At 65.2% G+C, this 16,639-nt stretch carries 15 protein-coding genes; 3 read left to right on the top strand and 12 right to left on the bottom strand.

Going from position 1 to position 16,639, the window contains the following annotated elements:
• Positions 1–9: 9 nt before the first annotated feature.
• The 8 genes from yjfF to HCU76_RS11195 form a co-directional block, all read right to left on the bottom strand.
• Positions 10–1,038 (bottom strand): galactofuranose ABC transporter, permease protein YjfF, encoded by a 1,029-nt coding sequence (gene yjfF / locus HCU76_RS11230; protein WP_218509286.1) that lies wholly within the window; start codon positions 1,036–1,038, stop codon positions 10–12.
• Positions 1,035–2,081 carry an ABC transporter permease gene (locus HCU76_RS11225; RefSeq protein ID WP_218509285.1) on the bottom strand — a complete coding sequence of 349 codons (1,047 nt, stop codon included), beginning with the start codon at positions 2,079–2,081 and terminating at the stop codon, positions 1,035–1,037. The genes yjfF and HCU76_RS11225 overlap by 4 nt, the downstream gene beginning before the upstream one ends.
• The gene (locus HCU76_RS11220) at positions 2,074–3,591 is read right to left on the bottom strand and encodes a sugar ABC transporter ATP-binding protein (RefSeq protein WP_256354122.1); all 1,518 of its coding nucleotides are present in this window, start codon (positions 3,589–3,591) and stop codon (positions 2,074–2,076) included. The genes HCU76_RS11225 and HCU76_RS11220 overlap by 8 nt, the downstream gene beginning before the upstream one ends.
• Positions 3,592–3,935: 344 nt before the next feature.
• The gene (mmsB, locus tag HCU76_RS11215) at positions 3,936–5,159 is read right to left on the bottom strand and encodes a multiple monosaccharide ABC transporter permease (RefSeq protein ID WP_218509284.1); all 1,224 of its coding nucleotides are present in this window, start codon (positions 5,157–5,159) and stop codon (positions 3,936–3,938) included.
• Positions 5,149–6,693, bottom strand: a complete 1,545-nt coding sequence (gene mmsA / locus HCU76_RS11210; RefSeq protein WP_218509283.1) for a multiple monosaccharide ABC transporter ATP-binding protein — start codon at positions 6,691–6,693, stop codon at positions 5,149–5,151. The genes mmsB and mmsA overlap by 11 nt, the downstream gene beginning before the upstream one ends.
• A gap of 44 nt (positions 6,694–6,737) precedes the next feature.
• The gene (chvE, locus tag HCU76_RS11205; protein WP_213953658.1) at positions 6,738–7,811 is read right to left on the bottom strand and encodes a multiple monosaccharide ABC transporter substrate-binding protein; all 1,074 of its coding nucleotides are present in this window, start codon (positions 7,809–7,811) and stop codon (positions 6,738–6,740) included.
• Between the two features lie 106 nt (positions 7,812–7,917).
• Positions 7,918–8,880, bottom strand: coding sequence for an ABC transporter substrate-binding protein (locus HCU76_RS11200; protein WP_218509282.1), 963 nt, complete (start codon positions 8,878–8,880; stop codon positions 7,918–7,920).
• Between the two features lie 52 nt (positions 8,881–8,932).
• Positions 8,933–10,384, bottom strand: a complete 1,452-nt coding sequence (locus HCU76_RS11195; protein WP_218509281.1) for an aldehyde dehydrogenase family protein — start codon at positions 10,382–10,384, stop codon at positions 8,933–8,935.
• Between the two features lie 90 nt (positions 10,385–10,474).
• On the opposite strand from HCU76_RS11195, the gene HCU76_RS11190 reads away from it, so the two are divergent.
• Both HCU76_RS11190 and HCU76_RS11185 read left to right on the top strand, forming a co-directional pair.
• Positions 10,475–11,434, top strand: coding sequence for a LysR family transcriptional regulator (locus HCU76_RS11190; RefSeq protein ID WP_213953655.1), 960 nt, complete (start codon positions 10,475–10,477; stop codon positions 11,432–11,434).
• Positions 11,435–11,589: 155 nt separating this feature from the next.
• Positions 11,590–12,513, top strand: a complete 924-nt coding sequence (locus HCU76_RS11185; RefSeq protein WP_218509280.1) for an SMP-30/gluconolactonase/LRE family protein — start codon at positions 11,590–11,592, stop codon at positions 12,511–12,513.
• Between the two features lies 1 nt (position 12,514).
• On the opposite strand, the gene HCU76_RS11180 is transcribed toward HCU76_RS11185, so the two are convergent.
• The 4 genes from HCU76_RS11180 to HCU76_RS11165 form a co-directional block, all read right to left on the bottom strand.
• A complete protein-coding gene (locus tag HCU76_RS11180) occupies positions 12,515–13,357 on the bottom strand; it encodes a hypothetical protein (RefSeq protein ID WP_218509279.1) in 843 nt (280 codons plus the stop codon).
• Between the two features lie 72 nt (positions 13,358–13,429).
• The gene (locus HCU76_RS11175; protein WP_371319792.1) at positions 13,430–14,494 is read right to left on the bottom strand and encodes an aldose epimerase family protein; all 1,065 of its coding nucleotides are present in this window, start codon (positions 14,492–14,494) and stop codon (positions 13,430–13,432) included.
• Positions 14,491–15,129, bottom strand: a complete 639-nt coding sequence (locus HCU76_RS11170) for a 3-oxoacid CoA-transferase subunit B (protein ID WP_218509278.1) — start codon at positions 15,127–15,129, stop codon at positions 14,491–14,493. The genes HCU76_RS11175 and HCU76_RS11170 overlap by 4 nt, the downstream gene beginning before the upstream one ends.
• A 1-nt stretch (position 15,130) precedes the next feature.
• On the bottom strand, positions 15,131–15,940 hold the full coding sequence (locus tag HCU76_RS11165; protein ID WP_218509277.1) for a CoA transferase subunit A: 810 nt from the start codon (positions 15,938–15,940) through the stop codon (positions 15,131–15,133).
• Between the two features lie 89 nt (positions 15,941–16,029).
• Between HCU76_RS11165 and HCU76_RS11160 the strand changes: the two genes are divergently transcribed.
• Complete coding sequence (locus tag HCU76_RS11160) at positions 16,030–16,596, top strand: LuxR C-terminal-related transcriptional regulator (RefSeq protein ID WP_213953650.1); 567 nt, start codon at positions 16,030–16,032, stop codon at positions 16,594–16,596.
• Positions 16,597–16,639 lie beyond the last annotated feature (43 nt).

Below are 16,639 nucleotides of genomic sequence, written 5' to 3'. Positions count from 1 at the left end.
TGGGGAAGGTCAGCGCCTTGGCGCGCGCGAGGTGAAGAAGCGTTGCAGCAGGCAGAAGACGAACAGCAAGGCGCCGACGACGATGCGCGTCCACCAGGAGCTCAGCGTGCCGTCGAAGGAGATCAGCGTCTGGATGATGCCCAGCATCAGCACGCCGAACAGCGTGCCGGCCACGTAGCCGACGCCGCCCGTGAGCAAGGTGCCGCCGATCACCACGGCCGCGATGGCATCCAGCTCCAGCCCGACCGCATGCAGCCCGTAGCCCGAGAGCATGTAGAAGGTGAAGATCACGCCTGCCAGCGCCGAGCAGAAGCCGGAGAGCGTGTAGACGCCAATCAGGGTCGAGCGCACCGGCAGGCCCATCAGCAAGGCCGAATGCTCGCTGCCGCCGATCGCATAAACGGTGCGCCCGAACGGCGTGCAATGCGCGACGAAGATGGCCACCAGCACCACAAAGATCGCGATCACCGCGCTGATCGAGACAGATGCATCGCCCCACACCGGGATGCGGATCTGCGAGACCTGCGTGTACCACTCGTTCTGGATGCTGACCGAGTCGATGCTGATCACGTAGCAAAGCCCGCGTGCCAGGAACATGCCGGCCAGCGTCACGATGAAGGGCTGCAGCCGAAAGCGCTGGATCAGCAGGCCCATGAAGGCGCCGAACGCCGTGCCCATCAGCAGCACCAGCGGAATCACGGCAAGCGGGCTCCAGCCGTGCTTCTCGACCAGCGAGGCCGACACCATCGTGGTCAGCGCGATGACCGACCCCACCGAAAGATCGATGCCGCCCGAGAGGATCACGAAGGTCATGCCCACCGCGACCACGATGAGGAAGGCGTTGTCGATCAGCAGGTTCAGGAACACCTGCGCCGAGAAGAAGCCCGTGTACATCACCGAGCCAAGCGAAGCCATCACGACGAACAGCGAGATGGTCGCCGCCAGCGGCCAGTACTTCGGATTCAGCTTCCCCCTCCCTCTCCCGCGCGCGGGAGAGGGCCGGGGTGAGGGAGAGTCTTTGCTCAACACCGCACTCATCGCAAATCCCCCAACGCCGGCCTTTGCACCAGCCCCCGCACGGTGGCCCGAAACTCCGCCGACTGCATCAGCATCACCAGGAACACCACCACCGCCTTCACCACGAGATTGATCTCCGGCGGCACGCCCAGCGAATAGATCGCGTAGGTCAGCGTCTGGATGATCAACGCCCCGATCACGCTTCCCACCAGGCTGAAGCGCCCGCCCGTCAGCGCCGTGCCGCCAAGCGTCACCGCCAGGATCGCATCCAGCTCCAGCAGTTGCCCGGCGTTGTTGCCGTCCGCGCTCTTCACGTTCGAGCTGATCAGCAAGCCCGCGATCCCCGCGCACATGCCGCAGAACGCATAGGCCCCCACGATGAGTCGCCGTGCCTGGATGCCCGACACGCGCGCTGCCGTCGGATTGATGCCCACCGCCTGGATGAACAGGCCCAGCGCCGTGCGGGTGATGGCCAGGTAGAGCAGCGCGAACACCGCCGCCGCGATGTACACCGAGAACGGCAGCCCCAGCAGGTAGCCGCTGCCCAGGAAGAAATACGGCGCGTAGTAGATCGTGATGATCTGCCCTTCGGTGATGAGCTGCGCGATGCCGCGCCCCGCCACCATCAGGATCAGCGTCGCGATGATCGGCTGCATGCCGACCTTGGCGACCAGCAGCCCGTTCCACAGGCCGCAAACCAAGGCCAGCGCCACCGCGGAGACAAGTGCCAGCCACATCGGAAAGCGGCTCACATCCGGCTTGACCGACCCACCGATCATCCAGGCCGCGAGCGCCGCCGCGATCGCCACCACCGCGCCCACCGAGATGTCGATGCCCCGCGTCGCGATCACCAGCGTCATGCCCAGCGACACCAGCACCAGCGGCGCGGCGCGGTTCAGGATGTCGATGAGGCTGCCGTACAGATGCCCGTTGCGCACTTCGATGTGCAGGAAGCTCGCGTTGAACGCCGTGTTCAGCGCGAGCAGCAGGAACAGCGTGACCAGCGGCCACGCGAGGCGGTGCTTCATCAAGGCATTGAAAAGGCTGGACTTTGCTTCAGGCATGTTCGGCTGCGATCATTTCGTACACGTCGTCTTCGCTCGCGCCGCCGGGCAGTTCGCCCACCTTGCGCCGGTCGCGCAGCACCACGATGCGGTGTGCCACGCGCACCACCTCGCTCATCTCCGACGAGATGAACAGCACCGCCATGCCTGCTTGCGCCAGCTTGAGGATCTGCTCCATGATTTCCTGCTTGGCCGCCACGTCGATGCCGCGCGTCGGCTCGTCGAGGATCAGGAGGCGCGGCTCGGTCGCGAGCCAGCGCGCGATCATGGCCTTCTGCTGGTTGCCGCCTGAGAGCAGCCCGATGGGCGTCTCCACGCTGGTCGTCTTGATGCCCAGCGAAACGACAAACTTCTCCGCCAGCGCCGTCTGCTCCGCCTTCGACAGGAAGCGCCGCGCGCCCAGCCGCGCCTGCAACGCCAGCGCGATGTTCTCGCGCAATGACAACTCGGCCACGATGCCATCGGTCTTGCGCTCCTCGGGGCACAAGGCCAGCCCCTGCTGGATCGCATCGACAGGGTTCGCGAACCTGACCGTCTTGCCATCGATCTTCAGCACGCCGCGGTCGGGCGCTTCCAGACCGAACAGCAGCCGCGCCAGCTCCGTGCGGCCTGCCCCCAGCAAACCCGCCAGTCCCACGATCTCGCCGGCCTGCACGCGCAGGTCCATCGGCTGCAGTTGCCCGGCCTGCCCGATCTCCTTCGCCTGCAACAGCGCGGTCGCGGATTCGTCGAATGCAGGCAGCGCGGCCGGGCGCGCCGACTGCGCCGCCAGTTCACGCCCGAGCATGGCCGCGATCAGCGCCTGCGAGCCCAGTTCGCTCGCGCGCCACTCGCCCACCCATGCGCCGTTGCGCAGCACCGTGATGCGGTCCGACACGGCATAAACCTGGTTGAGAAAGTGCGTGACGAAGACGATCGCCAGGCCCTCTCCGCGCAGGCGCCGCAGCACCTCGAACAGCTTGTGCACCTCGTCGTCGTCCAGGCTCGACGTCGGCTCATCGAGGATCAGCACCTTCGACTGCACGCCCAGCGCACGCGCGATCGCGACCATCTGCTGCACCGCCACCGAGTAGCACGACAGCAGCCGCGTCACGTCGATGTCAAGCCCGATGCGCGCCAGCAGCTCGGTGGCCTGGCGATTCACCATCGCCCAGTCGATGCGAAAACCCTGCGCCGCACCGCGACGCGGATAGCGTCCGGCAAAGACGTTCTCCGCGACCGAGAGATTCGGGCACAGGTTCACCTCCTGGTAGACCGTGCTGATGCCCAGCTTCTGTGCCTCCAGCGGCGACGATGGCCGGATCGTTTCGCCACCCAGCCGCATCTCGCCGCCGCTCGAAGGGAACACGCCCGTGAGCACCTTGATCAAGGTCGACTTGCCCGCACCGTTCTGCCCCATCAGCGCATGGATCTCGCCCGGATAAAGCCGCAACTGCACGTCGCGCAGCACGCTGACGCCGGAGAAGTCCTTGGAGATGCCGGTCAGCTCCAGCACGGGGGAGACTTGCATTTCAGTTCTCCATGACGCCATGCGTCTGCCGGGTCGCATGAACCTCGTGCGGCGCGCGGGCCGAGGACACCGGGTGTTCCCCTCCGCGAATGTCCCCCGCCTTCGGCTCCTCCTTTATTTCGCTGCGGGGAACACCCGATGCCCTCGGCCCCGGACACGCCGCGCTGTGCCGGCCGAGAACCCCCGGCCATAACTGATCACGTCGATGGTGTGCTCTGCGCAGCGAAATAAAGGAGGAGGCCGAAGGCCGGGGGACATTCGCGGAGCAGAGCACGCCGTCGGCGTGATCCCGCCCCCAGTCCGCAAACTCGGCCAGCAGGGAACTGGGAGCGAACTTCATACCTTCACTTGTTCTTGTTGTACACGTCCACGAACACCGCGGCCAGCAACACCAGGCCCTTGATCACCTGCTGGTAGTCGATGCCGATGCCGAGGATCGACATGCCGTTGTTCATCACGCCCATCACGAAGGCGCCGATCACCGCACCCATCACCTTGCCCACGCCGCCCGATGCCGAGGCGCCGCCGATGAAGCAGGCTGCGATCACGTCCAGCTCGAAGCCCAGCCCGGCCTTCGGCGTCGCCGTGTTCAGCCGCGCGGCGAACACCAGCCCGGCCAGCGCCGCCAGCACGCCCATGTTCACGAAGGTCAGGAACGCGAGCCGCTGCGTCTTGATGCCCGACAGCCGCGCCGCCTTCTCGTTGCCGCCCAGCGCATAAATGCGCCTGCCCACCGTGGTGCGGTTGGTGACGAAGTCGTAGGCCACGATCAGCACCGTCATCACGATCAACACGTTCGGCAGGCCCTTGTACGACGCCAGCAGGTAGCTCAGGTAGAGCACCACGCCGGCGAAGAACAGGTTCTTGACCAGGAAAAAGGCGTAGGGCTCCTGCGCCATCCCATGCTGCGCCAGCTTGGCGCGACCTCGCAGCGCGACGAACATCATGGCCGCCGCTGCAGTCGCGCCCAGCACGACCGAGGTGGTGCGCATCGACTCCCCGCCCAGCACGTCGGGAATGAAGCCCGAGCTGAGCCGCTGGAACGCCTCCGGAAACGGCCCGACCGATTGCCCTGCCAGCAACGCCAGCGACAAGCCCTTGAACACCAGCATGCCCGCCAGCGTCACGATGAACGACGGGATGCGGAAGTACGCGACGAAGTACCCCTGCGAAGCACCGATGACGCCGCCCGCGATGAGGCAGACGATGGTCGTCGGCACGAAGTGCCAGTCGTACTCCACCATCAGCACCGCCGCCAGCGCGCCGATGAACCCGCACACCGAGCCCACCGACAAGTCGATGTGCCCGGCCACGATCACCAGCAGCATGCCCAGCGCCATGATGACGATGTAGCTGTTCTGCAGCAGCAGGTTGGTGAGGTTCAACGGCCGCATCAGCGTGCCGTCGGTCAGCACCTGGAACAGCACCATGATCGCGACCAGCGAGATCAGCATCCCGTATTCGCGCAGGTTGTTCTTGATGAAGCCGGTGCCGGAAGCCGCCGCGCCCGTTGGTACGGCAGGCGTCGCGGCCGTGGGCGCGATGGCCCCTTTCACTTCACTCGTCATGGACTGAACTCCCCGAATTGACAATGGCCCGCATGATCTTTTCCTGGGTGGCCTCGCCGGCCACGTATTCGGCGACGAAGCGCCCTTCGTTCATCACGTAGATGCGATCGCACATGCCCAGCAGCTCGGGCATCTCCGACGAGATCATCAGGATGCCCTTGCCCTCGCTCGCAAGTTGGTCGACGATGGTGTAGATCTCGTACTTGGCGCCCACGTCGATGCCGCGCGTGGGCTCGTCGAGCATGAGCAGCTCGGGCTTGGCGAAGAGCCACTTGCTCAGCACCACCTTCTGCTGGTTGCCGCCCGACAGGTTGACCACCTGCTGGTACACGTCGGAGCAGCGGATGTTGAGCGCCTTGCGGTAGTTGGCCGCCACCTGGTACTCGCGCCCCTCATCGATCACCATGGCACTCGACACCGCCTCCAGGTTGGCAAGGCTGATGTTGGTCTTGATGTCTTCCTCCAGCACCAGCCCGTAGCCCTTGCGGTCTTCCGTGACGTAGGCGATGCCGTGGTCGATCGCCTTGCGGATGGTGCTGAGGTCGACTTCCTTGCCGTGCATCAGCGCCGTGCCACTGATCTTCTGCCCATAGGAGCGGCCGAACACGCTCATCGCGAACTCGGTCCGCCCTGCCCCCATGAGGCCGGCGATGCCGACGATCTCGCCCTTGCGCACATGCAGGTTCACGCCCTTGATCTGCTCGCGGTCGGCGTGAAGCTCATGGAAGACGCGCCAGTCGCGCACCTCGAAGATGGTCTCACCGATCTTCGGCGAGCGTTGCGGATAGCGGTGCGCCATGTCGCGCCCGACCATGCCGCGAATGATGCGGTCCTCGCTGATCGGCGTGGTGCGGCAGTCCATCGTCTCGACCGTGCCGCCATCGCGCAACACGGTGATGGAATCGGCCACCTTGGCGATCTCATTGAGCTTGTGCGAGATGATGATCGACGCGATGCCCTGCGCCTTCAGGCCGAGCAGCAGCATCAGCAGCGCATCGCTGTCGCTTTCGTTCAGGCTGGCGGTGGGCTCGTCGAGGATCAGCAGCTTGACCTCCTTCGACAAGGCCTTGGCAATCTCCACCAGTTGCTGCTTGCCCACGCCCAGGTTGGTGATGAGCGCGGTCGGCTGCTCGTGCAGGCCCACCTTGGCGAGCAGCTCGCGCGTCCGCGCATAGGCCTCGAACCAGTCGATCACGCCGCCGCGCGCCGTCTCGTTGCCGAGGAAGATGTTCTCGGCAATGGACAGCAGCGGCACCAGCGCCAGCTCCTGGTGGATGATGATGATGCCGAGCTTCTCGCTGTCGGCAATGCTCTTGAAGCGCCGGAGCTGGCCTTCGTAGTGGATCTCGCCGGTGTAGGTGTCGGCGGGGTAGACCCCGCTGAGCACCTTCATCAGCGTCGACTTGCCGGCGCCGTTTTCCCCGACGACCGCATGGATCTCCCCCGCGCGCACCGCGAGGTTGACGTTGTCGAGAGCGTTCACCCCCGGAAACGTCTTGGTGATGCCGCGCATCTCCAGGATGTTGTCGCTCATTCTTCTCTCCCGTCTTCCTCGCAGGGATCAGACAGGCGAAGGCCTTACTTGACCTGCGCCTCGGTGTAGTAGCCGCTGTCGATCAGCACCTGCTTCCAGTTGCTGATGTCCACGCTCACCGGCTTCAGCAGGTAGGAGGGAACGACCTTCACGCCGTTGTTGTAGGTCTTGGTGTCGTTGACTTCAGGCGTCTTGCCCGAGGCCATGGCTTCCACCATCGCCACCGTCACCTTGGCCAGCTCGCGCGTGTCCTTGAAGATGGTGGAGGTCTGTTCCTTGCGCAGGATCGACTTGACCGAAGGCACTTCCGCGTCCTGGCCCGTCACCACCGGCATCGGCTGCGAAGCCGAGCCGTAGCCCACGCCCTTGAGCGAGGACAGGATGCCGATCGACAGGCCGTCATACGGCGACAGCACCGCGTCCACGCGGTCCTTGGTGTAGTAGGCCGACAGCAGGTTGTCCATGCGCGCCTGCGCCACCGCGCCGTCCCAGCGCAGCGTGCCGACCTTGTCCATGCCCATCTGCTTGCTGCGCACCACCAGCTTGCCGCTCTTGATGTAGGGGTCGAGCACCGACATCGCGCCGTTGTAGAAGAAGAAGGCGTTGTTGTCGTCCGGCGAGCCGCCGAAGAGTTCGATATTGAATGGGCCCTTGCCTTCCTTCAGCTTGAGCGATTTCTCGATGGATTGCGCTTGAAGGACGCCGACCTGGAAGTTATCGAAGGTGGCGTAGTAGTCGACGTTCTTCGAGCCCTTGATGAGGCGGTCATAGGCGATGACCTTCACGCCTTTGTCAGCAGCCTTTTGAAGCACGTCGGACAGCGTGGTGCCGTCGATGGCTGCAATCACCAGCACCTTGGAGCCTTTCGTCACCATGTTCTCGATCTGCGCCAGTTGGTTCGGAATGTCGTCGTCCGCGTACTGCAAATCGGTCTTGTAGCCCTTCTCCTTGAAGTACTTGACCATGTTGTTGCCGTCGGCGATCCAGCGGGCCGAGGACTTGGTCGGCATCGAGATCGCGATCGGACCCTTGTCCTGCGCCTGCGCGAGCGAGGCCACGCCGATGAGGCCCGTGGCGGCGATGCCGGCAAGCAGGGTCTTGAGGAAAGTGCGTTTCATGAAAGTTCTCCTTGGGGTGTGTGTTGTGAGTTGTACTGCGGGCTGCGATTCTCGTTCCGTTAACAGCCGCGGAACCGGCTTTCACCGGGCCGCGGATGGCCAGGTATCAATATTTCCGTGACGGGAATTCCTTGGCAGCCACTTCCATCGGGAAGATGCCTTCTTCCGTCACGATGCGCTTGGGCAGCGACTTGCCGGCCTTGATGTCCTTCACGGCGCTCATCAGTTGTGGGCCGAGCAGCGGGCTGCATTCCACCGAGACGTTCAGCTTGCCCGCGATCATGGCTTCGAAGGCGCCCTTCACGGCATCGATCGAGATGATGGTGATGTCCTTGGCCGGCTTGAGGCCCGCTTCCTCGATGGCCTGGATCGCGCCGATGGCCATGTCGTCGTTGTGCGCGAAGAGCACATTGATGTTCTTGTCCGCCTTGAGGAAGGCTTCCATCACCTCCTTGCCCTTGGCGCGGGTGAAGTCGCCGGTCTGCGAGCGGGTGATCTTGAACTTGGGGTCGGCCTTGATGATTTCCTCGAAGCCCTTCTTGCGGTCGATGGCCGGTGCGGAGCCCACGGTGCCCTGCAGCTCGACGATGTTGATCGGACCCTTGTTGTCCTTCATCTTCTCGACCAGCCACTTGCCGGCCTTGCGGCCTTCCTCGATGAAGTCGGAGCCCATGAAGGTCACGTAGAGCGAGGTGTCCTTCGAGTTGACCGAGCGGTCGGTCAGCACCACCGGGATCTTCGCGGCCTTGGCCTCCAGCAGCACCGTGTCCCAGCCGGTCTCGACGACGGGCGAGAACGCGATCACGTCGACCTTCTGCGCAATGTAGGAGCGGATGGCCTTGATCTGGTTCTCCTGCTTCTGCTGCGCGTCGGAGAATTTGAGGTCGATGCCCGCCGCAGCGGCCGAGGACTTGATCGACTCCGTGTTGGCCGTGCGCCATTCGCTTTCTGCGCCGACCTGGGCGAAGCCGAGCACGATCTTGTTTTGCGCAAAGGCAGCGGCCGGGAGCAGGCCCGTGAGCGATGCGGAGGCAAGTGCCTTGGTCAGGGTGCGGCGTGTCAGTTTCATGGTGATGTTCTCCTGTTGGCGTAGTGACAAAAATGTTCGACCCCGGTCGCGATCAGGCCAGCATGTAGCCCGTCTTGACCGAGGTATAGAACTCCGCTGCGTAACGGCCCTGCTCGCGCGGGCCGTAACTCGATCCTTTGCGCCCGCCGAAGGGCACGTGGTAGTCGACACCCGCTGTCGGCAGGTTGACCATCGTCATGCCGACCCGGGCGTGACGCCTGAAATGCATCGCGTGCTTGAGCGAGGTGGTGCAGATGCCCGCGCAGAGACCGAAGGGCGTGTCGTTGGCCAGGGCCAGCGCATGCTCGTAGTCGTCGGCCCGCAGCACGCAGGCGATCGGTCCGAAGATTTCCTCGCGCGCCACGCGGTGCTCAGGCTTTGCAAGGAACAGCGCCGGGCTCATGAAGTGGCCGACCGTTGCGCGCTGCAGGGGCTCGCCGCCAAACAGGTGCTCCGCGCCCTCTTCTCGCGCAATAGTCATCCACGCGAGGTTCTGCGCCAGTTGCGCACGACTGACCACAGGGCCGATGTGGACGCCCGGCTCCACCGCATGGCCGACGCGCAGGGCCGCCATTCGATCGCGCAGCCGCGCCACGAACGCATCGAACACCTTGGCCTCGACCACCAGCCTGCTCGACGCCGTGCAGCGCTGGCCGGTCGAGTAGTAGGCGCCCTGCACGGCGCAATCGACCGCCTTGTCGAGGTCGGCATCGGCCAGCACCACCAGCGGGTTCTTGCCGCCCATCTCCAGTTGCACCTTGGCGCGCCGCGCGGTGGCCCCCTGCAGCACGCGCTCGCCCGTCTCCACCGAACCGGTGAAGCTCAAGGCATCGACCAGGGGGCTGTCGACCAATGTCTGGCCCACTTCACGCCCGCTGCCCATGACCAGGTTGAAGGCGCCCGCCGGCAAGGCCGCACGGCTGATGATGTCCGCCAGCGCCCAGCCGCAGCCTGGCACCAGCTCGGCCGGCTTGAACACCACGGTGTTCCCATAGGCCAGCGCCGGCGCGATCTTCCAGGCCGGTATCGCCAGCGGAAAGTTCCACGGCGCGATCAGCCCGACCACGCCGACCGGCTCGCGCGTGACATCGACATGCACACCGGGTCGCACCGAGGCCATGCTTTCACCGCCCGCGCGCAAGGCCTCGCCAGCGAAGAACTTGAAGATCTGCCCGGCCCGCGTCGCCTCGGCAACGGCCTCCGGCAAGGTCTTGCCCTCCTCGCGTGCGAGCAGCAGGCCGAGTTGATCCTTGCGCGCCAGGATCTCGCTGCCGATCTGGTCGAGCACATCCGCGCGACGCTGCGGCGTGGAGTGGCTCCAGTGCCGGAAGGCATCGGCGGCGGCGCGGATCGCCAGCTCGGTCTGGATGCGGTCGGCCCGGGCGTATTCGGCGACAACCTCGCTGGTATCCGAAGGGTTCTCGCTCAGGCCGGTGGTCACGCCTGTCTCCCAGCGGCCATTGATGTAATGGCGAGCGCGTTGGGTCAGGTCACTGCGTTTCAAAGTGGCGCGAGTGTAGGAATGCCACCAATATCTTTCAAATCGTAAATTGGGTTGAATCGATACCAATTTCAGCATTGACGTTTACCCGATATGACCAACTACACGCACTGGTTCATCCGTGCGCGACTCAAGACCCGGCAGCTGCTGCTGCTCGTGGCACTGGCGGAAGAAGGCAACATCCACCGCGCCGCTCAGGTGCTCAACATGACCCAGCCGGCCGCATCCAAGCTGCTGAAGGACCTGGAGGACGTGCTGGAGGTGTCGCTGTTCGACCGGCTGCCGCGCGGCATGCGGCCGACCTGGTATGGCGAGACCATGATCCGGCATGCCCGCATCGCGCTAGCCACGCTGAACGAGGCGCACGATGAACTGAACGCGTTGAAGGCCGGCCGCTTCGGGCAGGTCAACGTCGGCGTGATCACCGCGCCCGGCCTGGCGCTGCTCCCCGGCGCGGTGGCCGCGGTCAAGCGCGAGCGACCGAACCTGCGTATTTCCGTCGAGATCGAGACCAGCCCGGTGCTGATGGAGCGGCTGGAGCAAGGCAAGCTCGACATCCTCGTGGCCCGCCTGTTCGCGGAGCACGACAAGTCCAAGCTGCGCTATGAAGCCCTGACCGAGGAACCGGTGTGCGCCCTGGTGCGCCCTGGCCATCCGCTGCTGGGCATGAGCGGGCTCACGCTGCGCGACGTGGTGTCGGCCGGCTGGATCGTGCCGCCCGCGGGCAGCGTGCTGCGCCACCGCTTCGACTTGATGTACCAGGAGGAAGGCCTGCCGCCACCGCTCAACGTGATCGAGAGCGCGGCCCTGCTGTTCATCACGCGCATGCTGCAGCAGAGCGACATGATCGCCGTGCTCGCGAGCGACGTGGCGCAGTACTACGCCTCACACGGCATCGTTGCCATCCTGCCGATCGAACTGCCCTGCCACATGGACATGTTCGGCATCATCACGCGCACCGACCGGCTGCTGTCGCCAGCGGCGAAGATCATGATGAATGCGTTGAAGAGCGAGAGCCTGGGGGTCTATGGGCGGCGGTTGGAGATGGATTGACCCACTGCCGAAGCTCCCGCGACGCCTGAAGGATTCAGCACCGTGCAGGTTGATCATGCGCACCGGCCATCACGGTTCGGGCACGGGTTTCGCCCCCTGTCGCCAGGCTGCTCTACGATTCGCGGCACCTCGCCTCCAACAAGCACAACAACCGCATGAACACACAGCTCTCCACCCCGCCCCCGCCAACCTTGCTCGGCCCCCTGGAATGCATCTGGCCCGCCGCCGCCGCGCTCGGCGAAGGCGCGTGCTGGTCGCAGCGCGAGCAAACCCTGTACTGGGTCGACATCCTGTCGCGCCGCCTTCATCGCTTCACACCGGCTGATGGATTGCGCGCGACTTGGGAATTCGATGACGAAATCTCCGCCGTGGCCGAACGCGCGAGCCAGCCCGGCCTGATCGTGACGCTGCGGCGCGGCTTCGCCCTGTTCGACCCGGCCCGGCCGGATCGCCAGCCAGAGTACCTGCACCAGCCCGAGCCCGAACTCACGGCCAACCGCTTCAACGACGGCAAGTGCGACGCGCAAGGCCGCTTCTGGGGTGGCTCGATGGACAGGGACTGCGTGGCGCCGACCGGCTCGCTGTACCGCTACGACCCCGATGGCCAGTGCACGAAGCACGAGACCGGCATTGCCGTGAGCAACGGCCCGACCTGGTCGCTGGATGGCAAGGCGATGTACTTCAACGACACCGTGACTTCACGTGTCTACGCGTGGGACTTCGATACGGCCACGGGCAGCTTGTCCAACAAGCGCCAGTGGCTACGCTTCGCCAAGGGCGACGGCTTCCCCGACGGCATGACCACCGATGCAGCCGGCCGCCTCTGGATTGCCCACTGGGGCGCCTCCTGCGTCACCTGCCACGACCCCGTGAGCGCTGCCGAGTTATACCGTCTGGTATTGCCCACGCGCCACATCACCACCTGTTCCTTTGGCGGGGCCGACATGTGCACGATGTTCATTACCAGCGCCACCAGCGGACTGACCGCCGAGCAACTGGAGGCGGAGCCGCTGGCTGGCGGGCTGTTTGCCGTGCGCATCGACGGCGGCGGCGTGGCGGCGAATCTGTTTGGCGGCTGACTTACCAGCGCACCGTCGCCCCCACCATCGGCCCATTGAAGCGCAGGTTATCGACAGGCCCGCCGGACTTCATGTCGTACGACAGGTAGCGCCACATCGCGGTGAGTTCGATCGACGAGTAGGAATAGCTCACGCCGGCGGCTGCCTGATAGGTCAGGTGTGACTGGCCCGTGCCGGCGTCGAAGTAGAACGGTAGTGACCATCTTCCATTGCTGCCCATCGCGTAGCGGCCCTTGAGGCCGAAGATGCCGTCCCATTGCGTCTCGGTGCTCGAAGTGCCGCCGACACGGGTGACGGGCTGGAGCGAGCCCGCGTCGCCGAGGACGTTCCAGCGCATCGTGGGCTGCATCGCGAACATCCGGGCGCCGGCCAGCAGGTCCAGCGTCAGCACCGGCTCCGAAATCACGCGGTATTCGCCGCCCAGCGTCCAGACCGAGCCCTTGAGCCCCACGCTGAGGTCTGCGGCACTGTTCAAGGGGATCGGGCCGCTACCGAGCGAGAAATCGCGGCTGTAGGGCTTGTCGCCCGCGAGGTTCAAGTACAGCACATCGCTGAATGCGCCCCAGCGCCCGTTGTGGACGCCGAAGGAACCCGAGAAGCTGAATTTCTGGGTGTCGGCGACCTGGCCGGCGTTGAACGCCAGGTTGGGGCCGCCGGGAGAAGTGGGCGCGTCGAACTGTCCGCCGAAGTTTGGCAGGTAGCCGTACACCGACAAGGAATAGCGCCACGCGTTGGGGTTGGCGTCGGCCGACACCGCCTGCGCATCGGCAAAGGCCGGCACCAGGGCAGCCAGCAAGACCGCCCCATGAATCGTCCGGTCGACCTTGAGTTTGGGGTGACTCATATTTGCATTCAACCACGCTGGATGCGGCGTGGCTAGTCCCCCAGACAGCCTGTCGGTCAAGTCACGCGGCGGTCAGAAAACTCCGAAGCGATGCACCGTGCAGCTGCGGAAAACCTCTCCTGGCCGCAGGGTCGCGGAAGGGAAATCCGGGTGGTTCGGCGAGTCGGGAAAGTGCTGGGTCTCCAGGCACAAACCGTCCCCCTGCCGCCAGACGACGCCTGCGCTTCCGGCAAGGCTTCCGTCCAGGAAGTTGCCCGAATAGAACTGCACGCCGGGCTCCGTCGTCCAGACCTCTATCGCGCGGCCGGAGGGGTCGTGCTCGACGCGTGCGGCAAGCGACAAGCCATTGCTGCCCGCGTCCGTCCGGTCCAGCACCCAGTTGTGGTCGTAGCCCTTTGCGGTGAGCAGTTGCGGATGCGCTTGACGGATGCGCGCACCAATCGTTGCGGGCAGGCGAAAGTCGAAGGGCGTGCCGTCGACGTTGGCCAGGCCCGTGGGTATCAGCGTCGCATCCACCGGCGCATAGCGGCTCGCATGAAGCGTGAGGCGGTGGTCGAGGATCGAACCCGTGCCGCCCAGGTTGAAGTAGCCGTGGTGGCTCAGGTTGACGATGGTCGGTGCATCGCAGGCCGCCTGGTAGTCGATGCGCCATTCGTTGGCCTCGGCGCCCAGCGAATAGCGCACCATCACGCGCATTTCGCCGGGATAGCCTTCCTCGCCATCGGCGCTGGTGTAGCGCAGTTCGAGCGCCGTGGCGCCCTCGTGCTGCACCGGCGCCATGTGCCACCAGCGCTTGCCGAAGCCGCGATTGCCGCCGTGCAGCGAGTTGGGGCCGTTGTTCAGCGTGACCTGGTGCTTCATGCCGTCGATCTCGAAACGTCCACCGGCCAGGCGATTCGCGAAGCGCCCGACGATCGTGCCGAAGTTCGGGTTGCGCTCGACGTAATCCGCGAGCGTCGGCAGGTCCAGCACGACGTTGCTGCTGCACCCGTCGCGGTCCGGTACATGCAGCGCGGTCACGATGCCGCCGTAGTTGATGGCTGACACTTTCAGGCCGCGGCCGTTGTCGAGCGTGTACTCGACCACGTCCTGGCCGTCCGGCATGCGCCCGAAGGCGCGCTCGCTCAGCTGGATCACTGGATGAGCTTGCAGCCCGTCTTGCCTTGCAGTTCGTCGAAGCTCACGCCGGGCGCACGCTCCGTCACCTTCAAGCCCTCGGGCGTCACGTCCATCACGGCCAGGTCGGTGATGATGCGGTCGACGACGCCCACGCCGGTCAGCGGCAGGGTGCAGGCATCGAGGATCTTCAGGTCTGTGGTGCCGTCCTTCTTCTTCGCGACGTGTTCCATGAGGACGATCACGCGCTTCACGCCGGCCACGAGGTCCATCGCGCCGCCCATGCCCTTGACCATCTTGCCGGGAATCATCCAGTTGGCCAGATCGCCCTTGGCGCTCACCTGCATCGCGCCGAGGATCGACAGGTTGATCTTGCCGCCGCGGATCATCGCGAAGCTGTCATGGCTGCCGAAGATCGCGCTGCCGGGCAGCGTGGTCACGGTCTGCTTGCCGGCATTGATGAGGTCGGCGTCGACCTGGTCCTCTGTCGGGAACGGGCCGATGCCCAGCATGCCGTTCTCGCTCTGCAGCCAGACTTCCTTGTCGCCGACGAAGTTCGCGACCAGGGTCGGGATGCCGATGCCGAGGTTGACGTAGAAGCCGTCTTCGAGTTCCTGTGCTGCGCGTGCAGCCATTTGGTCTTGGGTCCAGGGCATCTTAGTTTCCTTTGGTGTTCTTCACGGGGACGGCGGGCACTTCGCTGCCGGCGGCGGCCTGGGCGATGGCGGCCTGGGCCTCGACCTTGGCGGCGACCGGGTCGACCGGCGCCGATGCGCTCACGGTGCGCTTCTCGATGCGCTTCTCGGGTGTGGCGTTGAGCACGATGCGGTGCACGTAGACGCCCGGCAGGTGGATGTCGTCCGGCGCCAGTTCGCCGACCTCGACGATCTTCTCGACTTCGACGATGCAGACCTTGCCGGCCATAGCCGCCGCCGGGTTGAAGTTGCGCGCCGTCAGGCGGAAGCGCAGGTTGCCGGACTTGTCGGCCACGTCGGCCTTGACGAGTGCCACATCGGGCACCAGCGAGCGTTCCATGACGTAGGTCTCGCCGTCGAACTCACGCAGTTCCTTGCCTTCGGCGACCTGCGTGCCGACGCCGGTCTTGGTGAAGAAAGCCGGGATGCCGGCGCCGCCGGCGCGCAGCTTCTCAGCGAGCGTGCCCTGCGGCGTGAATTCCAGTTCCAGTTCGCCCGCCAGGTACTGGCGCTCGAACTCCTTGTTCTCGCCGACATAGCTCGCGACCATCTTCTTGATCTGCCGCGTTTCCAGCAGCTTGCCGAGGCCGAAGCCGTCGACGCCCGCGTTGTTGGAGATGCAGGTCAGGTCCTTGACGCCCGAATCGTGCAGCGCGTCGATCAGCGCCTCGGGAATACCGCAGAGGCCGAAGCCGCCGACGGCGAGGGTCTGGCCGTCGGCCACGATGCCCTTCAGCGCCGCATCGGCGGAGGGAAAAATCTTGTTCGCCATGGCGTGGAATCCTTGGGTCGAGTGGGTTGAAAAAACACGTTTGGAACTGCGGCAACGATACTACGTAGTCGCATACGTAGTAATTCGTAATGGGCACACCCGATATCGACTACCGCCTGGCCTTCGAGAACGCGCCCGTGGGCATGGTGCTGTCGCGCCACCGGACGATGGTCGACTGCAACGCACGCCTGTGCGAGATGTTCGGGGCCACGCGCGAGGCATTGATCGGCCAGTCGTTTCGCGTGCTGTACCCGAGCGTCGCCGAATTCGAGCGCATCGGCAAGCGCATGGAGCCGATCCTGAACGCCAGCGGGCGCTACGCGGACAACCGGATGATGAAAAGGCTGGACGGCCCGCTGCGCGGCGAGACCTTCTGGTGCCACGTCAGCGGCCATGCACTGAACCGGGCCGCGCCGCACGAAGCCGGCATCTGGACCTTCGAGGACCTCGGCTCGCGCCGCTCCGGCAAGGCGGCGGACCTGACGCCGCGCGAGCGCGAGGTGGCGGCGCATGTGATGCAGGGCATGACTTCGAAGCAGATCGGCAAGGCGCTGGGCATCAGCCACCGCACCGTCGAACTGCACCGCGCGCGGCTGATGCGCAAGTACAGTGCGAGCACCACCGCCGAGTTGGTGCAGAAGTTGTTGGCGGGATAGGAGACGCTGAACAAGTCCGCCACCGAGGGCGGTTGACCCGAGT

The organism is Variovorax sp. dw_308 (assembly GCF_019207085.1).
Lineage (GTDB): Bacteria > Pseudomonadota > Gammaproteobacteria > Burkholderiales > Burkholderiaceae_C > Variovorax.
Note: the sequence above shows the minus strand (reverse complement) of the source record. Positions and strands in the feature narration are given on the sequence as shown.

What these genes read in the sequence shown, in the direction of transcription:
- HCU76_RS11180 (WP_218509279.1), bottom strand. Translation starts at nt 13,357, where the DNA reads ATGAGTCACCCCAAACTCAAGGTCGACCGGACGATTCATGGGGCGGTC.
- HCU76_RS11220 (WP_256354122.1), bottom strand. Translation starts at nt 3,591, where the DNA reads ATGCAAGTCTCCCCCGTGCTGGAGCTGACCGGCATCTCCAAGGACTTC.
- mmsA (WP_218509283.1), bottom strand. Translation starts at nt 6,693, where the DNA reads ATGAGCGACAACATCCTGGAGATGCGCGGCATCACCAAGACGTTTCCG.
- chvE (WP_213953658.1), bottom strand. Translation starts at nt 7,811, where the DNA reads ATGAAACGCACTTTCCTCAAGACCCTGCTTGCCGGCATCGCCGCCACG.
- HCU76_RS11170 (WP_218509278.1), bottom strand. Translation starts at nt 15,129, where the DNA reads ATGCCCTGGACCCAAGACCAAATGGCTGCACGCGCAGCACAGGAACTC.
- HCU76_RS11190 (WP_213953655.1), top strand. Translation starts at nt 10,475, where the DNA reads ATGACCAACTACACGCACTGGTTCATCCGTGCGCGACTCAAGACCCGG.
- mmsB (WP_218509284.1), bottom strand. Translation starts at nt 5,159, where the DNA reads ATGACGAGTGAAGTGAAAGGGGCCATCGCGCCCACGGCCGCGACGCCT.
- HCU76_RS11160 (WP_213953650.1), top strand. Translation starts at nt 16,030, where the DNA reads ATGGGCACACCCGATATCGACTACCGCCTGGCCTTCGAGAACGCGCCC.
- HCU76_RS11225 (WP_218509285.1), bottom strand. Translation starts at nt 2,081, where the DNA reads ATGCCTGAAGCAAAGTCCAGCCTTTTCAATGCCTTGATGAAGCACCGC.
- HCU76_RS11185 (WP_218509280.1), top strand. Translation starts at nt 11,590, where the DNA reads ATGAACACACAGCTCTCCACCCCGCCCCCGCCAACCTTGCTCGGCCCC.
- yjfF (WP_218509286.1), bottom strand. Translation starts at nt 1,038, where the DNA reads ATGAGTGCGGTGTTGAGCAAAGACTCTCCCTCACCCCGGCCCTCTCCC.
- HCU76_RS11165 (WP_218509277.1), bottom strand. Translation starts at nt 15,940, where the DNA reads ATGGCGAACAAGATTTTTCCCTCCGCCGATGCGGCGCTGAAGGGCATC.
- HCU76_RS11200 (WP_218509282.1), bottom strand. Translation starts at nt 8,880, where the DNA reads ATGAAACTGACACGCCGCACCCTGACCAAGGCACTTGCCTCCGCATCG.